The sequence below is a fragment of the Variovorax sp. OV084 genome (assembly GCF_900111625.1).
In the GTDB taxonomy this organism is placed as follows: Bacteria; Pseudomonadota; Gammaproteobacteria; order Burkholderiales; family Burkholderiaceae_C; genus Variovorax.
Genome location: NZ_FOII01000004.1, coordinates 151,560 through 171,749 on the forward strand (window position 1 = coordinate 151,560; position 20,190 = coordinate 171,749).

Below are 20,190 nucleotides of genomic sequence, written 5' to 3' on the forward strand. Positions count from 1 at the left end.
TCGTCAGCCGGTCATCAGCCGGCGCGCGCGCGTGGCGCGGCAACGGGGGCATCGAGGCTGCTGCCCGTGACCACCCAGTAGATGAAGATCAGCACCGCGCCGGCCGTGCCGAACACGGTGAGACCCATGTAGCTGCCGCCGATGGCCAGCGCGTCGGCGGGCGCGGCTGCGATGCAGACCATGCTGGCCGCGCTCATGCCCACGTAGTGCATGGTGCAGACTGCCACGCCCATCACGGCAGCGGCCGCGACCTTGTGCGAGAACTTGCGCAGATTGAACGCCAGCCACAGGGCCGCCGCGGCGGCGGTGACGGCGATGAGCACCGACAGCCCGACCACGGCCAGGTCGAAGTTCATCGAAGCGCGCATGCTCATCGCGAACATGCCCATGTAGTGCATCACGCAGACGCCGATGCCGGCCAGCAGGCTGCCGGCGAGCCAGCCCGATTTGCTGAACTTGCGCCGTCCACCGGCCATGTACAGCGCAATGCCGGAGATCAGGATGGCCGCCACCAGCGACACCACCGTGAGCGGCATGTTGTACGAGATGGCCACCGGCAGGCGGTACGCCAGCATACCGATGAAGTGCATCGACCAGATGCCGATGCCGCCCAGCGCCACCGCGGCGCAGGCCACGACGGCGAGGTTGGGCTTGCCGTCGGCGCCGACCATGCGGCCGGCGCAGATGAGGGCCACCAGCGAGCCCGCGAATGAGATCAGGAAGGAGAGCGCCACCATGCCCAGGGAGTACTCGGGCGACAGGAGTTGGCCTACGACGAGCGGAGTCATGCGATGTCCTTTCAAGTTCAGGAAAAGAGCGCCTCGCAGACCTCCCGACTACCGGATGCAATCGGGACGCTACAAGACGTCCCGCGCAGTCTGTAATATTTGTTTTTAAAAGTAAACTCCAATTTACACTTATTGTTACTCTACCTTACGGGGCGAATTCGATATATCGAATTGTTGCGATCGGCCGACATGTAGATCGTGCCGTCGCGTCCCACGGCGACGCCCGTGACCACGTAGGGCGGAGGCAGCCCGGGGCCGGGCGCGAGGCCGATCGGCAGGTTCTCGGCGACCGTGCGGCGCGTGCCGTCGGGGGCGATTTCCACCAGCCGCCGCGCCGCGCTCTCGGCCACGATGAAGCTGCCCCACGGCGTTTGCGCCACGCCTTCGGGCAGCGCCAGCCCGTCAGCCACGGTGCGCAGCGGCGCGCTGGCGTCCAGCGGAATGCGCAGCAGCTTGCCGGCCGCCTCGGTCACGTAGAGCGCGCCGTCCTGGCCGACGATCATCTGCACAGGGCCGTTCAGGCCGCTAGCAAGCACTGACTTTTCAGTGAACTTCGGCCCGCTGGCGCGGGTGATGCTGCCGGTAGCTATTTCGGCGTAGATCACGCTGCCGTCGGGCATGGGGATGGCGTCGAACGGTGCCTTCAGGCCGTGGATGGTTTCTACGGTCTTCAGCGTCTGCCGGTCGACCAGCTGCACCGTGCCCGTGAACCACGAGCTCAGCGCAAAGAGTTTTGGCGACAGCCCCACTGCGAACGGGTAGTCGAGATCGGGCTCGCGCTGCATGCGGAACACGTCGCGCACCTCGCCCGTGCGCACGTCGACCTGGCGGAAGCCGAAGACGTCGGCCACCCACAGGTCGTTGCCGTCGATCTTCATGCCGGCCGGCACCGCCACCTTGCCGCTGGTGAGCGTGCGAAGTTCGCCGGTGGCGGGGTTGAAGGCCTGCACCTCGTTGTTGGCCATGTTCGACACATAGATCGTGCCGTCCGGCGCGATGGCCAGGTTGTCGAGCGAGGCCCGCAGCTGCTTTGCGACCGTCTTGCGCCCGGTGGCGAGGTCTACTTTCACCAGCTCGCCGCTGCGCGCATCGACCACCCAGAGGTTGCCCTTGCCGTCGAGGTTGGCGGCGGCCGGGATCTTGAAGCCATCGGCGATCACGGTCATGTTGCCATTCGCCGGGTCGATCTTCACGACCTGTCCCTTGAACCACAGCGGCCCGTAGAGCATGCCGTCGGGGCCGGCCTCGAAGCCGTTGAAGCCGCCCATGTCCTTCTTGATGAGCCGCGGCGGCTTCTGGCCTTCTCGGTCGATCTCCCACAGCGCGTCGCCCAGGAACACCTGCGAGGCGTAGAGCTTGCCGTTGCGGCGGTCGAAGTCGAGCGAGTTGAGGCCCGGCAGGTCCTTGGCCAGCACGCGCAGCGGGGCGGTGTCGCTCTCGCGGTAGCGCAGCATGCCCATGAGGTAGTTGGTCCAGGCCAGTTCGCCCTTCGGACCCACGGCGATGTCGTCGGCCTGGCCCTCGGGCGCGTCGATGAGCACCTTGGCCGCGCCGGTGTTGCGGTCGACCTCCCACAGCGTGTTGCCGACGACCGAACCCGCGAGCAGCCGGCCCTTCGCGTCGATGGCCAGCCCGTGCACGCCTGAGAAGGACGACGGGGCGACCAGCGCTTCAGGAGCGGCCCACGATGCGGGCCGCGTGGCAGGCGATGGCGGCGCGACCGTGCTGCAGGCGCCCATCAGGGCGAGGGTGGCGGTCAGTGCGACCGCGCGAAGGCTGCTTCGACAGGGCATGGCGTTTTCTCCTCTTGTTGATGCGCGAAGCAGTCTAGGAGGCGAAAGAGGCCGCAAAGTCTCTCCGGAGACACTATGCGGACTTTCGTCCGCTGTGGATTACCCGAGCCCGTTCGTTCAGCCGCGCAGCAGCTGAGTGACCGTGTGGATCAGCAACCCCACCAGCCCACCCACCAGCGTGCCGTTGATGCGGATGAACTGCAGGTCGCGCCCGATGTGGCGTTCCAGTTCGAGCGTCATCTCTTGCGCGTTCCACTCGCCGACGCGTTCCTCGATGTAGCGGCGGATGTCTTCGCGGTAGCGCTCGATGGCCAGCGGCGCGGCGGCCTCGATCTGCTCGTTGATCCAGCGGCGGATGGCTTCGTCGCCTTGCAGCCGCGTGCCCAGCGCGCCGGCCATCGAGGCGATGCGCTGGCGGATGGCCGAGTCGTCGCGGCCCAGGTCGTCGTGCAGCCACGCCAGCAGCTCGCCCCACAGCCCGTGCAGGTAGTCGCCGAGGGCTGGGTGCGCGATGAGCTCGGCGCGGATCTGCTCGCCGCGCTGCTGGAACTCGGGGTCGAGCTTCAGGCGCACCACGAAGTCGTCGACGAAGTGATCGAAGCGCTTGCGCATCGGATGGTCGGGCTCGGCCGCGAGCTCGCCGATGGTGCGCGCCACGGCCGCGACGATCTTGCGCGTGGCCAGCTTGGCCGCCACCTGGTCGAGGCCCACGTAGCGCAGTGTCTTGATCTCGCGCGCAATGGCCTCGGTGATGTGCGCCTGCACCTCGTCGCCTTCGAGCAGGCCGGCCACCTGCTGCAGCACGTCGTCGAGCAGGGCCTGGTGGCGCCCGCCGGCGGTGAGCGCGTCGAGCGCCTGGCCGGTCAGGCGCGAGAGGTCAATTTTTTCGAGGCCGGCCGCGGCGGCACGCCCCATGAAGTCACGCACCCGTTCGTCGTCGAAGGCCGAAAGCCCGTAGCGCGTGGCGGCCACGCCCCATTCGCCGAGCTTCTCGCCGCTGGCGGGGCGTGCCAGCCAGTCGGCGATGCGCCCGGCCGCATCGAACTGCCGCAGCTTGCCGAGCACCTGTTCGGTGCTCAGGAAGTTGTCGCAGATGAAGCCCGCGAGCTTGGCGCCGATGCGGTCCTTGTTGCTCGGGATGATCGCGGTGTGCGGAATCGGCAGGCCCAGCGGATGGCGAAACAGCGCCACCACCGCGAACCAGTCGGCAATGGCGCCGACCATCGCGGCCTCCGAGAAGGCTGCCACGTAGCCCCAGGCCGGGTGCTGCGCATGCAGCGCGCTCGCCACCGCGTAGAGCAAAGCCGCGCCGCACAGCAGGCCGAGCGCGACGCGCTTCATGCGCCCCAGCGCATCGCCGCTGTTTTCCGCCGGTTCAGCCAATGGCGGGCGTGGACGCGAGACGTTCCATGAACAGCTCGCAGCGCGCGAGTTGCTCGAGGCTCACGAATTCGTCGGGCTGGTGCGCCTGCTCGATGCTGCCGGGTCCGCACACCACGGTGGGGATGCCGGCGTTCTTGAACAGGCCCGCTTCGGTGCCGAAGGCCACCAGCGTGGTGCGTTCTTCGCCCGCCAGGCGCTGCGCCAGTTTGGTGATCGGGTTGTCGGCCGCGCCAAGGAAGCTCGGAATCTCGCAGATGGTCTCGAAGCTGAAGCCCGCGTCGGGCGCGACCTTCTTCATCGCCGGTTCGATGCTGCCCGCGTAGGCCACCACGTCGGCCTGCATGCGCTTGGCGTCGGCGGTCGGCAGGTCGCGGAATTCATAGCGGAACTCGGCGTCGCGCGGCACCACGTTGTCGGCAATGCCGCCGTGGAACTGGCCCACGCTCGCGGTGCTGAAAGGCACGTCGAAGCCCTCGTAGCGGGGCTCGTTGCGCTCGAAGTCTTCCGCCATGTCGCGCACCTTGCCGATCACTCGGGCCGCCATTTCGATGGCGTTGACCGACTTCGGCGTGAGCGAGGAATGCGCTTCCTTGCCGCGCACGCAGCACTTGTAGCGGTACACGCCCTTGTGCGCGATGGCGGGCACCATGCTGGTGGGCTCGCCCACGATGCAGGCGATAGGCTTGATGTTGGCGTCGCGCATGTCGGCGATCAGTTCCTTCACGCCGAAGCAGCCGATCTCTTCCTCGTAGCTGAAGGCGAAGTGCACCGCGAAAGGCGAGTCGCTCTCCAGGAAGCGATGGGCATTGGCCAGCGCGATGGCGATGAAGCTCTTCATGTCGGCCGAGCCGCGCCCGTAGAGGCGCTCGTTCTGCACCACGGCGGAGAGCGGGTCGACGCTCCAGTCCTGTCCGTCCCAGGGCACCGTATCGGTGTGTCCCGAGACGATCACGCCGGCTGGCTTGCCTTCGCCCAGCGTGGCGAACAGGTTCGCTTTGGTGCGTTCGGCGTTGTAGGTGATGCGGCTTTTGACGCCCAGGGCCGCGAGGTGGCTCTGCGCGAAGTCGATCAGTTCGAGGTTGCTGTTGGCGCTGACGGTGTTCATGCGCACCAGGGTCTGGGCCAGCAGCAGGCTTTGGGGGGAAAGCGTGTGGAGCATGCAACACATTCTCCCGGAAGTCGGCGCGGCGCGTGCGTGGATGTCGTAGCCGTCACGCGAAGCGGGTACGCTGCCCCTCTTCTTTTGGACGGAGAAACCAGCACCATGCGCACCCTTCAGATCGCCTTGACCGCCACCGCCGCCCTCTGCGTGGCCGCCTGCAGCACCACCGGACCTTCCAGCAACAAGCTGCTGACGCTCGACGGCAACCCGCCGCTGGTCATCGCCCACCGCGGTGCATCCGGCTACCTGCCGGAAGAAACGCTCGAAGCCTATGCGCGCGCCATCGAGCTCGGCGCCGACGTGATCGAGATGGACCTGATCTCCACCAAGGACGGCGTGCTCATCGCCCGCCACGACCCCAACCTCGCCATCAGCACCGACGTGGCCAAGCACCCCCGCTTCGCCTCGCGCAAGAAGACCATCAAGGTCGACGGGGAAACCCAGACCGGCTGGTTCAGCAACGACTTCACGCTGGCCGAGATCAAGACCCTGGGCGCCATTTCCACTGACGCCGAGCGTCCGCAGGAATTCAACGGCAAGTACAAGGTGCCGACCTTCCAGGAAATCATCGATTTCGCCAAGGCCAAGTCGAAGGAAACCGGCCGCACCATCGCCATCTACCCCGAGACCAAGAACCCGACCTACTTCCGCGACCTGGGCCTGCCCCTGGAAGACAAGGTCATCGCCGCCATCAACGCGGCCGGCTGGAACAGCAAGACCGCGCCCATCTACGTGCAGTCCTTCGAGCCGGGCAGCCTCAAGTACATGAAGAGCAAGGGCCTGAACACCAAGCTCATCCAGCTGATCGACGGCGACAGCGTCGACCTGAAGACCGGCGCCGTGACCTTCGCCGTGCCCAGCGACCGCCCCTACGACTGGACCAAGGCCGGCGACAAGCGCAACTTCGACGCCATGGTCACGCCCGCGGGCCTGGCCGAGATCAAGACCTACGCCGACGGCATCGGCCCGTGGAAGCGCTACATCGTGAGCATCAAGGGCACCATCGGCGCCGACGGCAAGCCGGTGGACGTCAACAAGGACGGCAAGATCAACGACGCCGACGCCACCTCCACCGCGCCCACCTCGCTGATTGCCGATGCGCACAAGGCCGGCCTGTTCGTGCACCCATTCACCTTCCGCAACGAGTCGCGCCGCCTGGCGTCCGACTACAACAAGGACGGCAAGAACGAATACGGCGTGTACTACAAGCTCGGTGTGGACGGCGTGTTCACCGACTTCACCGACACCGCGCTGGCTGCGCGCGCCGACTACCTGAAGAGCATCGGCCGCTGAGCGGAGGCATCGTCCAGGCATGACCACTGACCTGTCGCCGCGCGACCTCGAACTGCTGCGCATGGCCATCCGCCTGTCGGATGAGTCGAAGGCGCGTGGGCGCCATCCCTTTGCCGCGTTGGTGGCGAACGAGCATGGCGAGGTCGTCGTCACTGCGGGCAACAACTCGATGCCGCCAGAGGGCGACCCCACGCAGCACGCCGAGCTGGCCGCCGCCGCGCAGGCCGCGCGCCTGCTCACGCCCGAGCAGCTCGCGCGCTGCACGCTGTACACCAGCGCCGAGCCCTGCTGCATGTGCGCGGGCGCCATCTACTGGACGAACATCGGCCGCGTGGTCTACGCGCTTTCAGAGCATGCGCTGCTCGGCCTGACCGGCGACCACCCCGAAAACCCGACCTTTTCGCTCCCCTGCCGCGAGGTCTTTGCGCGCGGGCAGCGGCGCGTCGAGGTGGTGGGGCCGCTGCTCGAAGAGGAAGCCTCCGCGCCGCACGTCGGCTTCTGGACCGCCGGGCACTGAACCCCGGGTGCGCACGCGGGGTGCGCATTTTTGGTGGTGCCTCGAAACGCCAGAGTGGATAGACTGGCATTTTGAGACGTCCACGCCATGAAACTCATCGACTCGCTCGTCGCGCAGGCGGCTGGCATCGCCGCCGTCCGACGTGACCTCCACGCCCACCCCGAACTCTGTTTCCAGGAAGTCCGCACCGCCGACGTGGTGGCAGGCAAGCTCACCGAATGGGGCATTCCCATTCACCGCGGCCTGGGCACCACCGGTGTGGTGGGCATCGTCAAGAATGGCTCCAGCAGCCGCGCAGTCGGCCTTCGCGCCGACATGGACGCGCTGCCCGTCACCGAGCTCAACACCTTCGCCCACGCCAGCAAGCACCACGGCAAGATGCACGCCTGCGGCCACGACGGCCACACGGCCATGCTGCTCGCAGCCGCCCAGCACCTGGCGAAGAACCGCAACTTCGACGGCACCGTCTACCTGATCTTCCAGCCCGCGGAAGAGGGCGGCGGCGGCGCCCGCGAAATGATCAAGGAAGGGCTGTTCGAGCAGTTCCCCATGGATGCCGTGTTCGGCATGCACAACTGGCCCGGCATGAAGGCGGGCCAGTTCGCCGTGAGCCCCGGCCCGGTGATGGCCTCGGGCAACAAGTTTCATGTGAACGTGATCGGCAAGGGCGGCCACGCCGCGCTGCCGCATACGGGCATCGACCCGGTGCCTATCGCCTGCGAGATCGTGCAGGCCTTCCAGACCATCCTCACGCGCAAGATGAAGCCGACCGATTCGGCCGTGATCTCGGTCACCACCATCCATGCCGGCGAAACCAACAACGTGATTCCCGACAACTGCGAGCTGTCGGGCACGGTGCGCACTTTCTCGCTGGAGGTGCTCGACCTGATCGAGGCGAAGATGAAGCAGATCGCCGACCACATCTGTGCGGCGCACGACGCCACCTGCGACTTCCGCTTCGAGCGCTACTACCCGCCCACCATCAACACCGAGGCCGAAGCCGACTTCGCGCGCCGCGTGATGGGCGGCATCGTCGGCCCCGAGAACGTGCTGAAGCAGGAGGCCGCCATGACTTCCGAAGACTTCGCCTTCATGCTGCAGGCCAAGCCCGGCGCCTATGCCTTCATCGGCAACGGCGACGGCACGCACCGCGACGTGCACCACGGCGAAGGCCCGTGCACGCTGCACAACGCCAGCTACGACTTCAACGACGACCTCATCCCGCTGGGCGCCACCTGCTGGGTGCAGATCGCCGAGCAGTTCCTCAAGCCCGGCGGCGCAGCGACATGATCGGCATCGCAGAGGCCTTTTCGCCGCGCTACGCCCAGGCGCGCCAGAAGTTCCTGCAAGGCTGCGTGAGCGCCGGCCTCACGGTCGAGCCGCATGCGCACCCGCTCAAGGGGCGCGACGGCGAAGACCTGTCGATGGACGTCGCGCTCGACGGCGACGCGAATGCGCAGAACCTGCTGATCGTCAGCAGCGCCTGCCATGGCGCCGAGGGCCACTGCGGCAGCGGCGTGCAGGTGTTCGCGCTGCACGATGCCGAATGGCGCGAGAAGGCCAAGGCAAAGGGCGTGGCGGTGCTGTACGTGCATGCGCTCAACCCGCACGGTTTTTCCTACGGCCGGCGCGTGACGCACGAGAACGTCGACCTGAACCGCAACTTCATCGACTTCTCGAAGCCGGTGCCGGTCAACGAGCCGTATGCCAAGCTGCACGACCTGCTGCTGCCCGCCACCTGGCCGCCCACGCCCGAGAACCAGGCGGCGGTGGACAAGTGGATCGCAAAGCACGGCGCCACTGCCTACCAGGCGGCCGTGACCAGCGGGCAATACCAGTTCGACGATGGCCTGTTCTTCGGCGGCAAGGCGCCGACCTGGAGCAACAAGACCATCCGCGGCGTGCTCAAGCGGCACGCGGGCAACGCGAAGCGCATTGCCTGGATCGACCTGCACACGGGGCTGGGCCCGAACGGTCTGGGCGAACGCATCTTTGCCTGCCGTGACGACAAGGTCGCCTATGCGCGCGCCAATGCGTGGTGGGGCACGCCCGCCGCGCCCGTCACCTCGATCTACGACGGCTCCTCGACCTCGGCGCTGCTGCGCGGGCTGATGTGGGACTCTGTGTACGAGGAGTGCCCGCAGGCAGAGTACACCGGCATCGCGCTCGAATACGGCACGCTGCCGATCCTCGAAGTGACCGGCGCGCTGCGTGCCGACCACTGGCTGCACAAGCACCCTGAGGCGCCGGCCGACCTGGCCGACGGTATCCGGGCACGGATGCTGGAAGCGTTCTATACGGACACCGATGCCTGGCGCGGGCAGATCGTCAGCCAGGCGCGGCAGGCGATGTTCCAGGCTGTGGATGGTCTCGGCGGCTGACCTGATCGGTCAGCACAAGCCCTAAGTCCTGACCCGCCCATCCCCAGTCAGCATCGAAAGCTCGACGAACTTCGACGCCACGTGGTTCTTCGCAGAGAACGACACCTCGAACCCGCCAAACTGCTGGCGGTCGATGCTTTCCAGCCCCGCGATCAGGCTCTCGCGCGTGGGCTTGCCCGGCGCCTTGCGCAGGCCCTCGGTCAGCACCTTGGCGGCCAGGTAGCCCTCCATGCTCGAAAAATTGGCACTCGCGCCGCCGCCGGCCTTGCGTACCGCCTCGGTGAACTCGCGCGCCAGCGCATTGGCCTGGTTGTAGGGCGAGGGCACCACCTGCGTCACCATCACGCCGGCCGCGTCCTTGCCCAGTTCGTCCGCCAGCGCCTGCGTGCCGACGAAAGACATGTTGAAGAAAGTGCCGCCGTAGCCCGCCTTGCGCGCCTCGCGGATGAAGGCCGCGCAGGCCTTGTACGCACCCACCTGCACCACTGCGTCGGGCCGCGCCGCCACGATGGTCTTCACCGCCTGAGCCACGTCGGACGAATTGCGCTCCACCGTGGCCAGCGCCACCGGCTTGAGCTGCTGCTCGCCGAGCGCCAGCGTCACGCCGTCGAGCCCGGCCTTGCCGTAGGCGTCGTTCTGATAGAAGACCGCGATCTTCTTCAGGCCCAGGTGGGTGAGCTGCTTCACCATCAGCGCCGTCTCGTCGTTGTACGAGGCGCGCAGGTGGAACACATTCTTCTGGAAGGGCTCGCGCAGCGACATCGCGCCGGTGAAGGGGGCCACGAACGGCACCTTGTCCTTCACCGCCAGCGGCAGCGCCGCCAGGCTGGTCGGCGTGCCGATGTAGCCGAAGAGCGCGAACACGTCTTCCGAGATCAGCTTCTGCGTGTTGGCCGCGCAGCGGTCGGGCTCGTAGCCGTCGTCGAGGTTCTTGATGACCACGTCGCGGTGCCCCGACTGGGCGTTGTACTGGTCCAGGAACACCTTGGCGCCCTGGTGAAACTGGATGCCCAGCTGCGCCGCCGGACCGGTGAACGCTGCCGACTGGCCCAGCACCAGCGGCGTGTCGCCCTGTGCCCGCGCGATGCCGAAACTCCCCAGCGTGGCGGCCGCGCCTGCGGCCAAAGAAAAATGACGTCGATTCAACATGATGAAAACCCACTCCCGCGCTCTGACTCGCGCACAAATTAGACTCGCCCGATGGCCCACGCACCGGATACCTTGCTCGAAGAAGCGCCTCCCCAGCCCGTAACGACCACCGTGCTGGGCGCCTGTCCCCACGACTGTCCGGACACCTGCGCGCTCGTTACCACCGTCAAGGACGGCGTGGCCGTCAAGCTGCAGGGCAATGCCGCCCATTCGCACACCGGTGGCGTGCTGTGCACCAAGGTGTCACGCTACATCGAACGCAACGACCATGCCGAACGGCTGGTGCAGCCCCTGAAACGTGTCGGCCCCAAGGGCAGCGGCCAGTTCGAGCCGGTGTCTTGGGAAGCCGCATTGGACGACATCGCCGCGCATCTTCGAGTATTACAGGGAAAACCCGAAGCTATTGTCCCCTATAGCTATGCGGGCACCATGGGGCTGGTTCAGGGCGAGTCGATGGACCGGCGCTTCTTTCACAAGCTGGGCGCCACCCTGCTGGACCGCACGATCTGCTCGATGGCCGGCGGCGAAGCCATGGTCTACACGCTGGGCGCCAAGGTCGGCATGCGCATCGAATTCTTCGCCGAAGCCAGGCTGATCCTGATCTGGGGCAGCAATTCCATCGCAAGCAACCTGCATTTCTGGCGCCACGCCCAGGCCGCCAAGCGCGCCGGCGCACGGCTGGTGTGCATCGACCCGCGCAAGACCGAAACCGCCGACAAGTGCGACGAGCACATCGCGCTGCTGCCCGGCACCGACGCCGCGCTGGCGCTGGCCCTGATGCACGAGCTGATCGTGCACGACTGGCTCGACCACGACTACATCGCCAACCACACGCTGGGCTGGGAGCAACTGCGCGAGCGCGCGTTGCAATGGCCGCCGTCGCGCGCGGCCGAAGTCTGCGGCATTCCCGAAGAGCAGATCGTGTCGCTGGCCAGGGCCTACGGCACCACCAAGCCGGCTGCGATCCGCCTGAACTACGGCATGCAGCGCGTGCGCGGCGGCGGCAACGCCGCCCGCGCCATCGCCTGCCTGCCGGCTCTGGTGGGCGCCTGGCGCAACCGCGCGGGCGGCCTGCTGCTGAGCAGCTCGGGCCACTACCCGGTCGACCGCGCCGCGCTTCAGCGCCCCGACCTGCTGGCCGGGCGCAAGCCGCGCACCATCAACATGAGCACCATCGGCGACGCGCTGCTGGACACCGCAAACCCGGTGAAGGCCATCGTGGTCTACAACAGCAACCCCGTGGCGGTGGCGCCCGAATCGGCCAAGGTGGCGGCGGGCTTCGCGCGCGAAGACCTGTTCACCGTGGTGCTGGAGCAGTTCCGCACCGACACCGCCGACTACGCCGACTACCTGCTGCCCGCCACCACGCAGCTGGAGCACTGGGACATTCACTGCAGCTACGGCCACACCGACGTGCTGCTGAACCGCCCGGCCGTGGCGCCGCGCGGCGAGGCCCGCAGCAACGCCTGGGTGTTCCGCGAGCTGGCGCGCCGCATGGGCTTTGGCGAGTCCTGCTTCTCGGATTCCGACGAGACGCTGTGCCGCACCGCCTTTGCCGACAACGCCATCGACTTCCCCGAGCTGCTGGCGCAGGGCTTCACCAGCGTGAAGCTGCCCGATGCGCCGTTTGCCGAAGGCAGCTTTCCCACGCCTTCGGGCCGCTGCGAATTCTTCAGCGCGCGCCTCGAAGCCATGGGCATGAGCGGTCTGCCCGACCACGTGCCCAACTGGGAGCCGGCCGGCAGTTCGACCGAATTTCCGCTGGCCATGATCTCGCCGCCGGCGCGCAATTTCCTCAACTCCACCTTCGTCAACGTGACGAGCCTGCGCGCCATCGAGGTCGAGCCGCTGCTCGAGATCCACGAGGCCGACGCCGCCGCACGCGGCATCGAGGACGGCGCGATGGTGCGCGTGTTCAACAAGCGCGGCGAGCACCGCTGCCGCGCCGAGGTCTCGCGCCGCGCGCGGCAGGGCGTGGTGCACGGCATGGGCATCTGGTGGCGCAAGCTCGGCATGGACGGCACCAACGTCAACGAGCTGACCAGCCAGCGCCTGACCGACATCGGCCGCGGCCCCACGTTCTACGACTGCCTCGTCGAGGTCGAGAAGGCGTGAGGCCTCTCCCCGCGCTTGCGCTGGCCGGCGCGCTGTTGCTCACCGGCTGTGCCGACCTCGGCTACTACTGGCAGTCCGCCAGCGGCCACATCGGCATCATGCGGGCCGCCAAGCCGGTGCCCGAGTGGCTGGCCGACCCGGCCGTGTCCGCGCCGCTGAAGGCCAAGCTCGAACTCACGCAGCGCATCCGCCGCTTCGCCTCCGCCGAACTCGGCCTGCCCGACAACGCCAGCTACAAGTCGTATGCCGACCTGCACCGCCCCGCCGCCGTGTGGAACGTGGTGGCCGCGCCGCCGTACTCGCTCACGCTCAAGAGCTGGTGCTTCCCGGTGGCGGGTTGCGTGGGCTACCGCGGCTACTACAGCGAGGACGCGGCCAAGGCCGAAGCCGAGGCGCAGAAGAAGCAGGATCTGGAGGTGGCCGTGTACCCCGTGCCCGCGTACTCCACGCTGGGCTGGATGAACTGGGCCGGCGGTGACCCGCTGCTGTCCACCTTCATCGGCTACCCCGAGGGCGAGCTAGCGCGCATCGTGTTCCACGAACTGGCGCACCAGGTGCTCTACGTGGCCGGCGACACGGTGTTCAACGAGTCGTACGCCACGGCCGTCGAGCGCATTGGCGGGGCGATGTGGCTGCAGCGCGAAGCCGGCGAGCAGGCCCGCCGCGAGTACGCGCAGTTCGATGGGCAGCGCCAGGACTTCCGGGCGTTGGCGCTCAACACCCGCCGCGCGCTGACGCAGGTCTACGAATCGCCCGAAGCCAAGGCCAAGGACTGGGCCAAGGTCGAGGTCATGAAGCAGGCGGCCATGACCGATTTCCGCGAGCGCTACGCGAAGCTGAAGGAGGGCTGGTCCGGCCCCCGCCGCAACGCCTACGACGCCTGGGTGGCGCGCGCCAACAACGCGGCCTTCGGCGCGCAGGGCGCCTACGACGATCTCGTGCCCAGCTTCGAGAAACTCTTCGAACGCGAAGGCCACGACTGGCCGCGCTTTTACACTGAGGTCCGGCGCATCGCCGCGCTGCCGACCACGGAAGAACGCCGCAGTGCCTTGCAGGCGGCGACCGGCATCATGCAAACCCATTCCAGCCCGGAACAAAAAAACGGAGATCACGGTGCCTGACATCCATATCGAACGCAACCACACGCTGGGCATCGCCGGGGCGCGCGTCGCCGCACGCCAGTGGATCAAGCAGGCCGAGCAGGAGTTCGGCCTCGAATGCGTCTACACCAAGGGCGAAGACCGCGACGTGGCAACCTTCACGCGCGCTGGCATCGACGGCACCGTCGAGGTCACGGCCAGCACTTTCACGCTCGACGCGACGCTGGGTTTCCTGTTCAGCAGCTTCAGCGAAATGATCGAGCAGAAGATCACGCGCAACCTCGACGCGTTGCTCGAATCCCCCCGGGGTGGCGGCACCCGTCTCGCCTGAGAGACTTCGGCTTCAGACGATGGTGTAGCCGCCGTCCACCGGCAGCGCCACGCCGCTCACCATCGACGCGCCATCGCTCAGCAGAAAGAGGATCGGCGCCACCACTTCCTCCACTTGCGCAAAGCGGCCCAGCGGAATGTTCCTGAGGGCGGCAGCGCTCTTGTCCGCGTCGGCCCAGGCCTGTTCGGCCATGGGCGTGAGCGTGACGGTCGGGTTCACGCTGTTCACGCGGATGCCGTGCGGCCCGAACTCCAGGCACAGCGAGCGCGTGATGGCGTCCATCGCGGCCTTCGAGGCGCAGTAGCAGAGGTGCGCGTCGAGTGCGACCAGCGAGGCCTGGCTCGACACGTTGACGATGCTGCCGCATATGCCGGCCGCGATCATGGCCCTGCCGCAGCGTGAGGCCACGAGTGCTGCGGCACGTGCGTTGACTGCCATCACGGTGTCGAAGCTTTCGGCCTTCATTTCGACAGCGGATTCGAGCAGTGCGATACCGGCGCAGTTCACTACGAGGTCGAATGCTTGCAACGCGGTGAGCGCGCGCTCCAGGGCGGGTGCGTCGGCCACGTCGAGCACGAGTGGCGTGCAGCCGGCTTCGGCGTGCAGCGTCTCCAGTGCCGCGGCGTTGCGTCCCACGGCTGTGACCTTTGCGCCGGACTGCGCGAGTCGCATCGCCACTGCGCGGCCGATGCCGCTACTCGCGCCAGTCACCAGTGCGCGTTGGCCGGAGAAGTTGAAGGAGGTTGTCATGTCAGTTGCTTCAGTGTTCGTTCGGGGTGGGTGCGAATGACACCGGGTGCTCCCCTCCGCGAATGTCCCTCGGCCTGCGGCTTCCTTCTTTATTTCGCTCCAGATCGCATCGAGCAGTCATTTCAGCCGATGCATCGCATCACGCAACGCTGGATAAAGCGATTTGTAGATTTCGAAGCGCTCGCGATACACAGCCTGTGCCGCGGGTTCGGGCCGCGCCCGCTCCACCAGCGTGACCCAGCCGCGCTCGGCCGTCGCCGCATCGACCAGCCCCGCGCCCAATGCCGCGAGCATTGCCGCACCGAGCGCGGCCTCGACCTCTTGTTCGATGGTGAACACCGGGTAGCCCGTGATGTCCGCCACGATCTGCATCCACAGGTCCGAGTGCGCCGCGCCACCGACCACGATCAGCCGGTCGTCCAGCGGCTGCCCGCTCTGGCGTCCCGCCTCGATGTTGTGCTGCAGTGCGAAGCTCACGCCTTCGAGCACCGCGCGGTACAGGTGCGCCCGGCTGTGCGCGAGCGAGAGGCCAATGAAGGCGCCCTTGGCCTGCGCGTCCCAGATCGGGCTGCGCTCGCCCATGAGGTAGGGGAGGAAAACGAGGCCTTCCGCACCGGGTGGCACGTCGATGGCCTTGCGCTCGATCAGTGCGTGCGCATCTTCGCCGGTGCGCGCCGCCTCGGCCACTTCGGCCTGGCAGAAGGCTTCGCGGAACCACGTGATGGCTGCACCCGCCGTGATCGCGCCGCCGAATACATAGCTGCGGTTCGCACCGCTGTACACGTGCGGCATCGTTATGAGTTTGTGCCGTGCATCGACCGTGGGGCTCACAAAGCCCCAGCACATGCTGGTGCCGATCATCGCCACGTGGTCGCCGCTGCCGGTGACACCCGCGCAGAAGGTGGCCACCGCTGCATCGACGCCGCCCGCCATCAGCGGCATGCCTTCGACAAGGCCGAGCTTCGCGGCCCATTCGGCGCTCAGGCCGCCGACCACCTCGCTCGACTCGACCAAGCGCGGCGGCATCATGCGCGACGGAATGCCGAGCATCTGCATCGCCTCTTCGGACCACTGCCGGCGCGCCGCGTCGTACACGCCGCCGATGTTGCCGGCGGAACTGTGATCGACGGCCAGCTCGCCCGTGAGCCGCCAATTGATATAGCTGTTGGGTGGCAGGAAATGGTGCGTCTTCGCCCACACATCGGGCAGGTGCTCGCGCACCCACAGGATCTTGGTGAAGCCGTAGTAGCTGTCGACGCCGTTGCCGGTGATGGCTTCGAGGCGTGGCACTTCCACGTTCGCGTTCACCCATGCGACCTCGGCGGTGGCGCGGCGGTCCATCCAGATCAGGCAAGGGTGCAGCGGGTGCATCTGCTCGTCGACCGGAATGCCCGCGCCGCCGTACAGGCTGCTCACGCACATCGCTGCGATGTCCGACGGCGCGACGCCGCTGCCGGCCACACAGGTGCGCACGCTCTCGCACACCGCGTCGAACCACACGGCGCAGTCCTGCTGCGCCCACAGCGGCTTCGGCGTCTCGGGCTGGTAGGCCACGCTCGCCTGCGCATGCACCTTGCCGTCGATGCCGACCAGCAGGCACTTGGTGCTCTGCGTGCCGATGTCGACGCCGATCACGTATTTCATGGTGTGTTGTCTCTCTCAGGATCGGGGCTGCGGCGTGAGCAGCACCTTGATGGAATCCAGCGAGTTTGCCAGCGCGAAGGCGCGCTCCCATTCGGTCAACGGAAAGCCGTGCGTGACGATGCCCTGCGAGGTGACCAGGCCGCGCGCCAGCAGGTCGATGGCAATGGGGTAGCAGTAGGGCCCCAGGTGCGCACCGCGCACGTCGAGCTCCTTGCGGTCGCCGATGATCGACCAGTCGGCGCTCGTTTCCGAGCCGAACACGCTGAACTCGACGAAGCGGCCGAGCTTGCGGATCATGTCCAGCCCCTGCGTCACGCCGATGGGGGCGCCGGTGGTCTCGATGTACACGTCGCAGCCGTAGCCTTCGGTCAAGCCCTTGACGATGGCATCTGCGTTCTCGGTCTTGGGGTTGATGACGACGTCTGCGCCGTATTGCTTGGCGAGCGCCAGTCGTTCCGGCACGAGGTCGATCACGATGAGTTTCTTCGGCGTCTTCAGCGCCGCGACCTGCACCATCATCAGCCCCAGCGGGCCTGCGCCGGCGATGACCACCACGTCGTCGAGCTGTATGTCGCCGCGGTTCACCGTGTGGATCGCGCAGGACAGCGGCTCGATGATGGCCGCGTCTTCCAGCGAAATGCCGTCGGGGATCTTGTGCACGCGCGAGGTCGGCGGCAGGCGCATGTAGTCGGCCATGCCGCCATCGGCCACGATGCGCTGGAAGCCGAAGATGTTGTGCACTTCGCACATCCAGTACTTGCCTGAAGTGCAGAAGCGGCACTTGCCGCAGGGCACGATCTGCTCGGCGATCACGCGGTCGCCTTTCTCCACGCCGAAGTGCTCGCCCGCGCCTTCGCCGAGGGCTTCGACGTAGCCGAAGAATTCATGGCCGGGGATGACCGGCGCCTTGACCCATGAGGGCTGGCCGTCGCCGCCCCAGAACATCTTCGCGCCCGAGTGGCATTTGCAGTCGGAGGCGCAGATGCCGCAGGCGGCGATGGAGATCAGCAACTCGTTCGGGCCGATGGCCGGCATGTCGACTGTTTCGAGGCGATAGTCCTTCGGGCCATGGCAGACGACGGCCTGCATTGAAGCGAGTTGTGCGATGGCGCCGGACGTACCGGGCTGGAGCTTTTGATAAGACATGAGGTTGGGGGAGTAGGGAATGTGTCTGTTGCGAAGTCAGCGCTTGGCTTCGCGGCTGATGAAGATGGCGAGCAGGACGATCCCGCCCTTGATGATCAATTGCAGGTACGGCGACACGCCGATCATGTTGAGGCCGTTGTTCAGCACGCCCAGCAGCAGCGCACCGACCAGCGTGCCGACGATGGCGCCGCGCCCGCCGGCAATCGATGTGCCGCCCATCACCACGGCTGCGATGGCGTCGAGCTCGAAGCCCACGCCCACGCCGGGCTGTCCGCTGGTCACGCGCGCTGCCTGCACGATGCCGGCGATGGCGGCGGTCAGCCCGCTCAGCGCATACACGAGCAGCTTGTAGCGCGACACGCGCACGCCCGAGAGTCGAGTGGCTTCCTCATTGCCGCCGATGGCATACACGTAGCGGCCGAACGGCGCCATGTTCAGCAGCACGTAGGCCACGAGGTAGGTCGCCAGCATGATGAGGATCGGTACCTTGATGCCGGCCAGCACGCCGCCGCCGAGAAAGGCGAAAGAATCGGGCAGCCCGTCGATGGGATAGCCGCCCGTGTAGATCAGCGCAATGCCGCGCGCAATGCCCATGGTGGCCAGCGTCACGATGATCGGCGGCATGCGCAGGTAGGCTACGCAGTAGCCGTTGAACAGGCCGATCACCACACCCACGGTCAGGCCGAGCGGCACCGCCAGCATCGGCGGCAGCCCGAACTGCACCATCATTCCCGAGGCCAGCGTGCCCGACAGCGCCACCACCGCACCCACCGAAAGATCGATGCCGCCGGTGAGGATCGCGGCCGTCATGCCCACCGCGATGATCGCGTTGATCGACGACTGCAGCGCGATGTTCTGCAGGTTGCCCCAGGAGAGAAAGTTGTCGGTCGCGACGATCATGAAGACCGAGATCGCGACCAGGCCTACCAGTGGGAGGAAGGCTGTGGAGCGGCGCAGCTGGGTGAAGAAGCCGCCTGCAGGTGCCGGTGGTGTGGGGTGGGTTGCGGTTGCGTTCATTTCATGTGCTCCACTGGGTATTGCGCGAAGACGGGATGCCCTGTGCACAGTGGGCGCTCTCGGCGTGATCGCGCCCCGAACAAATCTCTGTCGCAGTCATTGAGCGCCCCCGGATGAAGTAGCGTGACGCATGATGTCGCCCGAGTTGATTGCGTCGCCTTCGAGCGTTGCCACGATGGCCCCGCCCGAGAACACAGCAACGCGATCGCACATGCCGACGATTTCAGGCAGCTCGCTCGAAATCATCACGATCGATTTGCCTTGCCGCGTGAGCTCGCGCATCAGGCTGTAGATCTCGGCCTTGGCACCTACGTCGATGCCGCGCGTGGGCTCGTCGAAGATCAGCACTTCGCAGGCGTGGCCGAGCCAGCGCGCGATCACCACCTTCTGCTGGTTGCCGCCTGACAGCGTGGCCACGCGCGTCTCGATGTTCGGTGCCTTCACACCGACGCGGCGCGAGAGTTCACCGGCCGCCTGCTTCTCCGACGCCTGGCTCACCAGCCCCGCGCTGCGGTGCCTGCCGAGGTTGTTCAGCGAGATGTTGAAGCGGATCGTGAAGTCGGTGATCAGCCCTTCGACCTTGCGGCTTTCGGGCAGCAGGCCGATGCCGTTTTCCAGCGCCTGCGTCGGGTCGTCCAGGCGCACGGGCTTGCCGTTGCGCAGCACTGTCTTGCGGTGCACGCGGTCGGCGCCCATCATGCCCAGCGCCAACTCGGTGCGGCCCGAACCGACCAGCCCCGCAAAGCCGAGGATCTCGCCTTCATGCAGATCGAAGGCGTTGATGGGGCCGCCCTTCGCTAGCTGGATGTGCGGCACTTCGAGCACCTTGCGCCCGCGCGGCGCGGGCACCGGCTTCGGCGGAAAGTTGTGTTCGATGCGGCGGCCCACCATCATTTCGACCAGCGCATCCACATCGGTCGCGCCCACCTCGGCATGCCCCGCATTGGCACCATCGCGCAGCACGCTGATGCGGTCGCATACCTCGAAAATTTCGTCGAGGTGATGCGAGATGAAGATCATCGCCACGCCCTTGGCGCGCAGCTCCCGCATGATCTTGAACAGGTGGCCGGCCTCGTTCGGCGTGAGCGTGGCGGTCGGCTCATCGAGCACCAGCAGGCGCGCCTTCAGCGACAGCGCCTTGCCGATTTCCACGAACTGCTGCTGCGCCACCGAGAGCCGGCAGATCGGCACGCCGAGGTCGATCTGCACACCCAGCTCGTCGAACAGCGCCTGCGCAGAGCGCTTCATCGCCGCCTTTTCCATCAGCCCGAAACGGTTCTTCAGGTAGCGGCCGAGAAAGATGTTCTCCACCGCGTTCAGGTACGGGATGAGGCTGAACTCCTGGAAGATGATGCCGATGCCCGCTGCGATGGCATCGTTGTAGCCCGCGAACTTTCGCTCGCTGCCTTCGATGAAGATGCGCCCCTCGTCGGCCTGGTAGATGCCGCCGAGGATCTTCATCAGCGTCGACTTGCCCGCGCCGTTCTCGCCGAGCAGCGCATGCACCTCGCCCTTGCGGATCGAGAGGTCGATGCCCGCGAGCGCCTTCACGCCCGGAAAGCTCTTCGAGACGCCTTCGAGCCTCAGCATTTCGGCGGTGTCGTTCATGGCCGTGCGCTGC

At 66.9% G+C, this 20,190-nt stretch carries 17 protein-coding genes; 7 read left to right on the plus strand and 10 right to left on the minus strand.

The window, feature by feature from the left end:
- Nucleotides 1-14: 14 nt before the first annotated feature.
- From BMW87_RS13505 to argE, 4 genes are all read right to left on the minus strand, one after another.
- Complete coding sequence (locus BMW87_RS13505) at nt 15-788, minus strand: MHYT domain-containing protein (protein WP_093076811.1); 774 nt, start codon at nt 786-788, stop codon at nt 15-17.
- A gap of 140 nt (nt 789-928) precedes the next feature.
- Nucleotides 929-2,581 (minus strand): PQQ-binding-like beta-propeller repeat protein, encoded by a 1,653-nt coding sequence (locus tag BMW87_RS13510; RefSeq protein WP_093076813.1) that lies wholly within the window; start codon nt 2,579-2,581, stop codon nt 929-931.
- Between the two features lie 117 nt (nt 2,582-2,698).
- On the minus strand, nt 2,699-3,964 hold the full coding sequence (locus tag BMW87_RS13515) for a DUF445 domain-containing protein (protein WP_256216753.1): 1,266 nt from the start codon (nt 3,962-3,964) through the stop codon (nt 2,699-2,701).
- Nucleotides 3,957-5,123, minus strand: a complete 1,167-nt coding sequence (gene argE / locus BMW87_RS13520; protein WP_093053687.1) for an acetylornithine deacetylase — start codon at nt 5,121-5,123, stop codon at nt 3,957-3,959. The genes BMW87_RS13515 and argE overlap by 8 nt, the downstream gene beginning before the upstream one ends.
- Nucleotides 5,124-5,228: 105 nt before the next feature.
- Here argE and BMW87_RS13525 point away from each other — a divergent pair, with 105 nt between their 5' ends.
- The 4 genes from BMW87_RS13525 to BMW87_RS13540 all read left to right on the plus strand — a co-directional run bounded on the left by BMW87_RS13525 (nt 5,229) and on the right by BMW87_RS13540 (nt 9,317).
- Complete coding sequence (locus tag BMW87_RS13525) at nt 5,229-6,419, plus strand: glycerophosphodiester phosphodiesterase (protein ID WP_093076814.1); 1,191 nt, start codon at nt 5,229-5,231, stop codon at nt 6,417-6,419.
- A gap of 19 nt (nt 6,420-6,438) precedes the next feature.
- A complete protein-coding gene (locus tag BMW87_RS13530) occupies nt 6,439-6,936 on the plus strand; it encodes a nucleoside deaminase (protein WP_093053690.1) in 498 nt (165 codons plus the stop codon).
- Between the two features lie 87 nt (nt 6,937-7,023).
- Nucleotides 7,024-8,226: a M20 aminoacylase family protein gene (locus tag BMW87_RS13535; protein ID WP_093076816.1), complete on the plus strand. Its 1,203-nt coding sequence runs from the start codon at nt 7,024-7,026 to the stop codon at nt 8,224-8,226.
- Complete coding sequence (locus BMW87_RS13540) at nt 8,223-9,317, plus strand: M14 family metallopeptidase (RefSeq protein WP_093076817.1); 1,095 nt, start codon at nt 8,223-8,225, stop codon at nt 9,315-9,317. Before BMW87_RS13535 ends, BMW87_RS13540 begins: the two co-directional genes overlap by 4 nt.
- 21 nt (nt 9,318-9,338) lie before the next feature.
- Here the strand turns inward: BMW87_RS13540 and BMW87_RS13545 are convergent, their stop codons facing one another.
- The gene (locus BMW87_RS13545; protein ID WP_093076819.1) at nt 9,339-10,466 is read right to left on the minus strand and encodes an ABC transporter substrate-binding protein; all 1,128 of its coding nucleotides are present in this window, start codon (nt 10,464-10,466) and stop codon (nt 9,339-9,341) included.
- A gap of 51 nt (nt 10,467-10,517) precedes the next feature.
- Here BMW87_RS13545 and BMW87_RS13550 point away from each other — a divergent pair, with 51 nt between their 5' ends.
- From BMW87_RS13550 to BMW87_RS13560, 3 genes are read left to right on the plus strand one after another with little or no spacing between them, the layout of a single operon-like run.
- The gene (locus BMW87_RS13550; RefSeq protein ID WP_093076820.1) at nt 10,518-12,581 is read left to right on the plus strand and encodes a molybdopterin-containing oxidoreductase family protein; all 2,064 of its coding nucleotides are present in this window, start codon (nt 10,518-10,520) and stop codon (nt 12,579-12,581) included.
- Nucleotides 12,578-13,702, plus strand: coding sequence for an aminopeptidase (locus BMW87_RS13555; protein WP_093076822.1), 1,125 nt, complete (start codon nt 12,578-12,580; stop codon nt 13,700-13,702). Before BMW87_RS13550 ends, BMW87_RS13555 begins: the two co-directional genes overlap by 4 nt.
- Nucleotides 13,695-14,012, plus strand: coding sequence for a polyhydroxyalkanoic acid system family protein (locus BMW87_RS13560; protein ID WP_093053707.1), 318 nt, complete (start codon nt 13,695-13,697; stop codon nt 14,010-14,012). The genes BMW87_RS13555 and BMW87_RS13560 overlap by 8 nt, the downstream gene beginning before the upstream one ends.
- A gap of 12 nt (nt 14,013-14,024) precedes the next feature.
- On the opposite strand, the gene BMW87_RS13565 is transcribed toward BMW87_RS13560, so the two are convergent.
- The 5 genes from BMW87_RS13565 to BMW87_RS13585 form a co-directional block, all read right to left on the minus strand.
- The gene (locus BMW87_RS13565; protein ID WP_093076824.1) at nt 14,025-14,762 is read right to left on the minus strand and encodes an SDR family oxidoreductase; all 738 of its coding nucleotides are present in this window, start codon (nt 14,760-14,762) and stop codon (nt 14,025-14,027) included.
- Nucleotides 14,763-14,879: 117 nt separating this feature from the next.
- A complete protein-coding gene (locus BMW87_RS13570) occupies nt 14,880-16,406 on the minus strand; it encodes an FGGY-family carbohydrate kinase (protein ID WP_093076825.1) in 1,527 nt (508 codons plus the stop codon).
- Nucleotides 16,407-16,421: 15 nt separating this feature from the next.
- A complete protein-coding gene (locus BMW87_RS13575; RefSeq protein WP_093076827.1) occupies nt 16,422-17,552 on the minus strand; it encodes an alcohol dehydrogenase catalytic domain-containing protein in 1,131 nt (376 codons plus the stop codon).
- Between the two features lie 36 nt (nt 17,553-17,588).
- Nucleotides 17,589-18,569 (minus strand): ABC transporter permease, encoded by a 981-nt coding sequence (locus BMW87_RS13580; protein ID WP_093076828.1) that lies wholly within the window; start codon nt 18,567-18,569, stop codon nt 17,589-17,591.
- A 96-nt stretch (nt 18,570-18,665) separates the two neighbouring features.
- Nucleotides 18,666-20,177: a sugar ABC transporter ATP-binding protein gene (locus tag BMW87_RS13585; protein ID WP_093076830.1), complete on the minus strand. Its 1,512-nt coding sequence runs from the start codon at nt 20,175-20,177 to the stop codon at nt 18,666-18,668.
- Nucleotides 20,178-20,190: the final 13 nt, after the last annotated feature.

Coding starts and splice junctions, on each gene's coding strand:
- BMW87_RS13505 (WP_093076811.1), bottom strand. CDS start 788: ATGACTCCGCTCGTCGTAGGCCAACTCCTGTCGCCCGAGTACTCCCTG.
- BMW87_RS13510 (WP_093076813.1), bottom strand. CDS start 2,581: ATGCCCTGTCGAAGCAGCCTTCGCGCGGTCGCACTGACCGCCACCCTC.
- argE (WP_093053687.1), bottom strand. CDS start 5,123: ATGCTCCACACGCTTTCCCCCCAAAGCCTGCTGCTGGCCCAGACCCTG.
- BMW87_RS13525 (WP_093076814.1), top strand. CDS start 5,229: ATGCGCACCCTTCAGATCGCCTTGACCGCCACCGCCGCCCTCTGCGTG.
- BMW87_RS13530 (WP_093053690.1), top strand. CDS start 6,439: ATGACCACTGACCTGTCGCCGCGCGACCTCGAACTGCTGCGCATGGCC.
- BMW87_RS13535 (WP_093076816.1), top strand. CDS start 7,024: ATGAAACTCATCGACTCGCTCGTCGCGCAGGCGGCTGGCATCGCCGCC.
- BMW87_RS13540 (WP_093076817.1), top strand. CDS start 8,223: ATGATCGGCATCGCAGAGGCCTTTTCGCCGCGCTACGCCCAGGCGCGC.
- BMW87_RS13545 (WP_093076819.1), bottom strand. CDS start 10,466: ATGTTGAATCGACGTCATTTTTCTTTGGCCGCAGGCGCGGCCGCCACG.
- BMW87_RS13550 (WP_093076820.1), top strand. CDS start 10,518: ATGGCCCACGCACCGGATACCTTGCTCGAAGAAGCGCCTCCCCAGCCC.
- BMW87_RS13565 (WP_093076824.1), bottom strand. CDS start 14,762: ATGACAACCTCCTTCAACTTCTCCGGCCAACGCGCACTGGTGACTGGC.
- BMW87_RS13570 (WP_093076825.1), bottom strand. CDS start 16,406: ATGAAATACGTGATCGGCGTCGACATCGGCACGCAGAGCACCAAGTGC.
- BMW87_RS13575 (WP_093076827.1), bottom strand. CDS start 17,552: ATGTCTTATCAAAAGCTCCAGCCCGGTACGTCCGGCGCCATCGCACAA.
- BMW87_RS13580 (WP_093076828.1), bottom strand. CDS start 18,569: ATGAACGCAACCGCAACCCACCCCACACCACCGGCACCTGCAGGCGGC.
- BMW87_RS13585 (WP_093076830.1), bottom strand. CDS start 20,177: ATGAACGACACCGCCGAAATGCTGAGGCTCGAAGGCGTCTCGAAGAGC.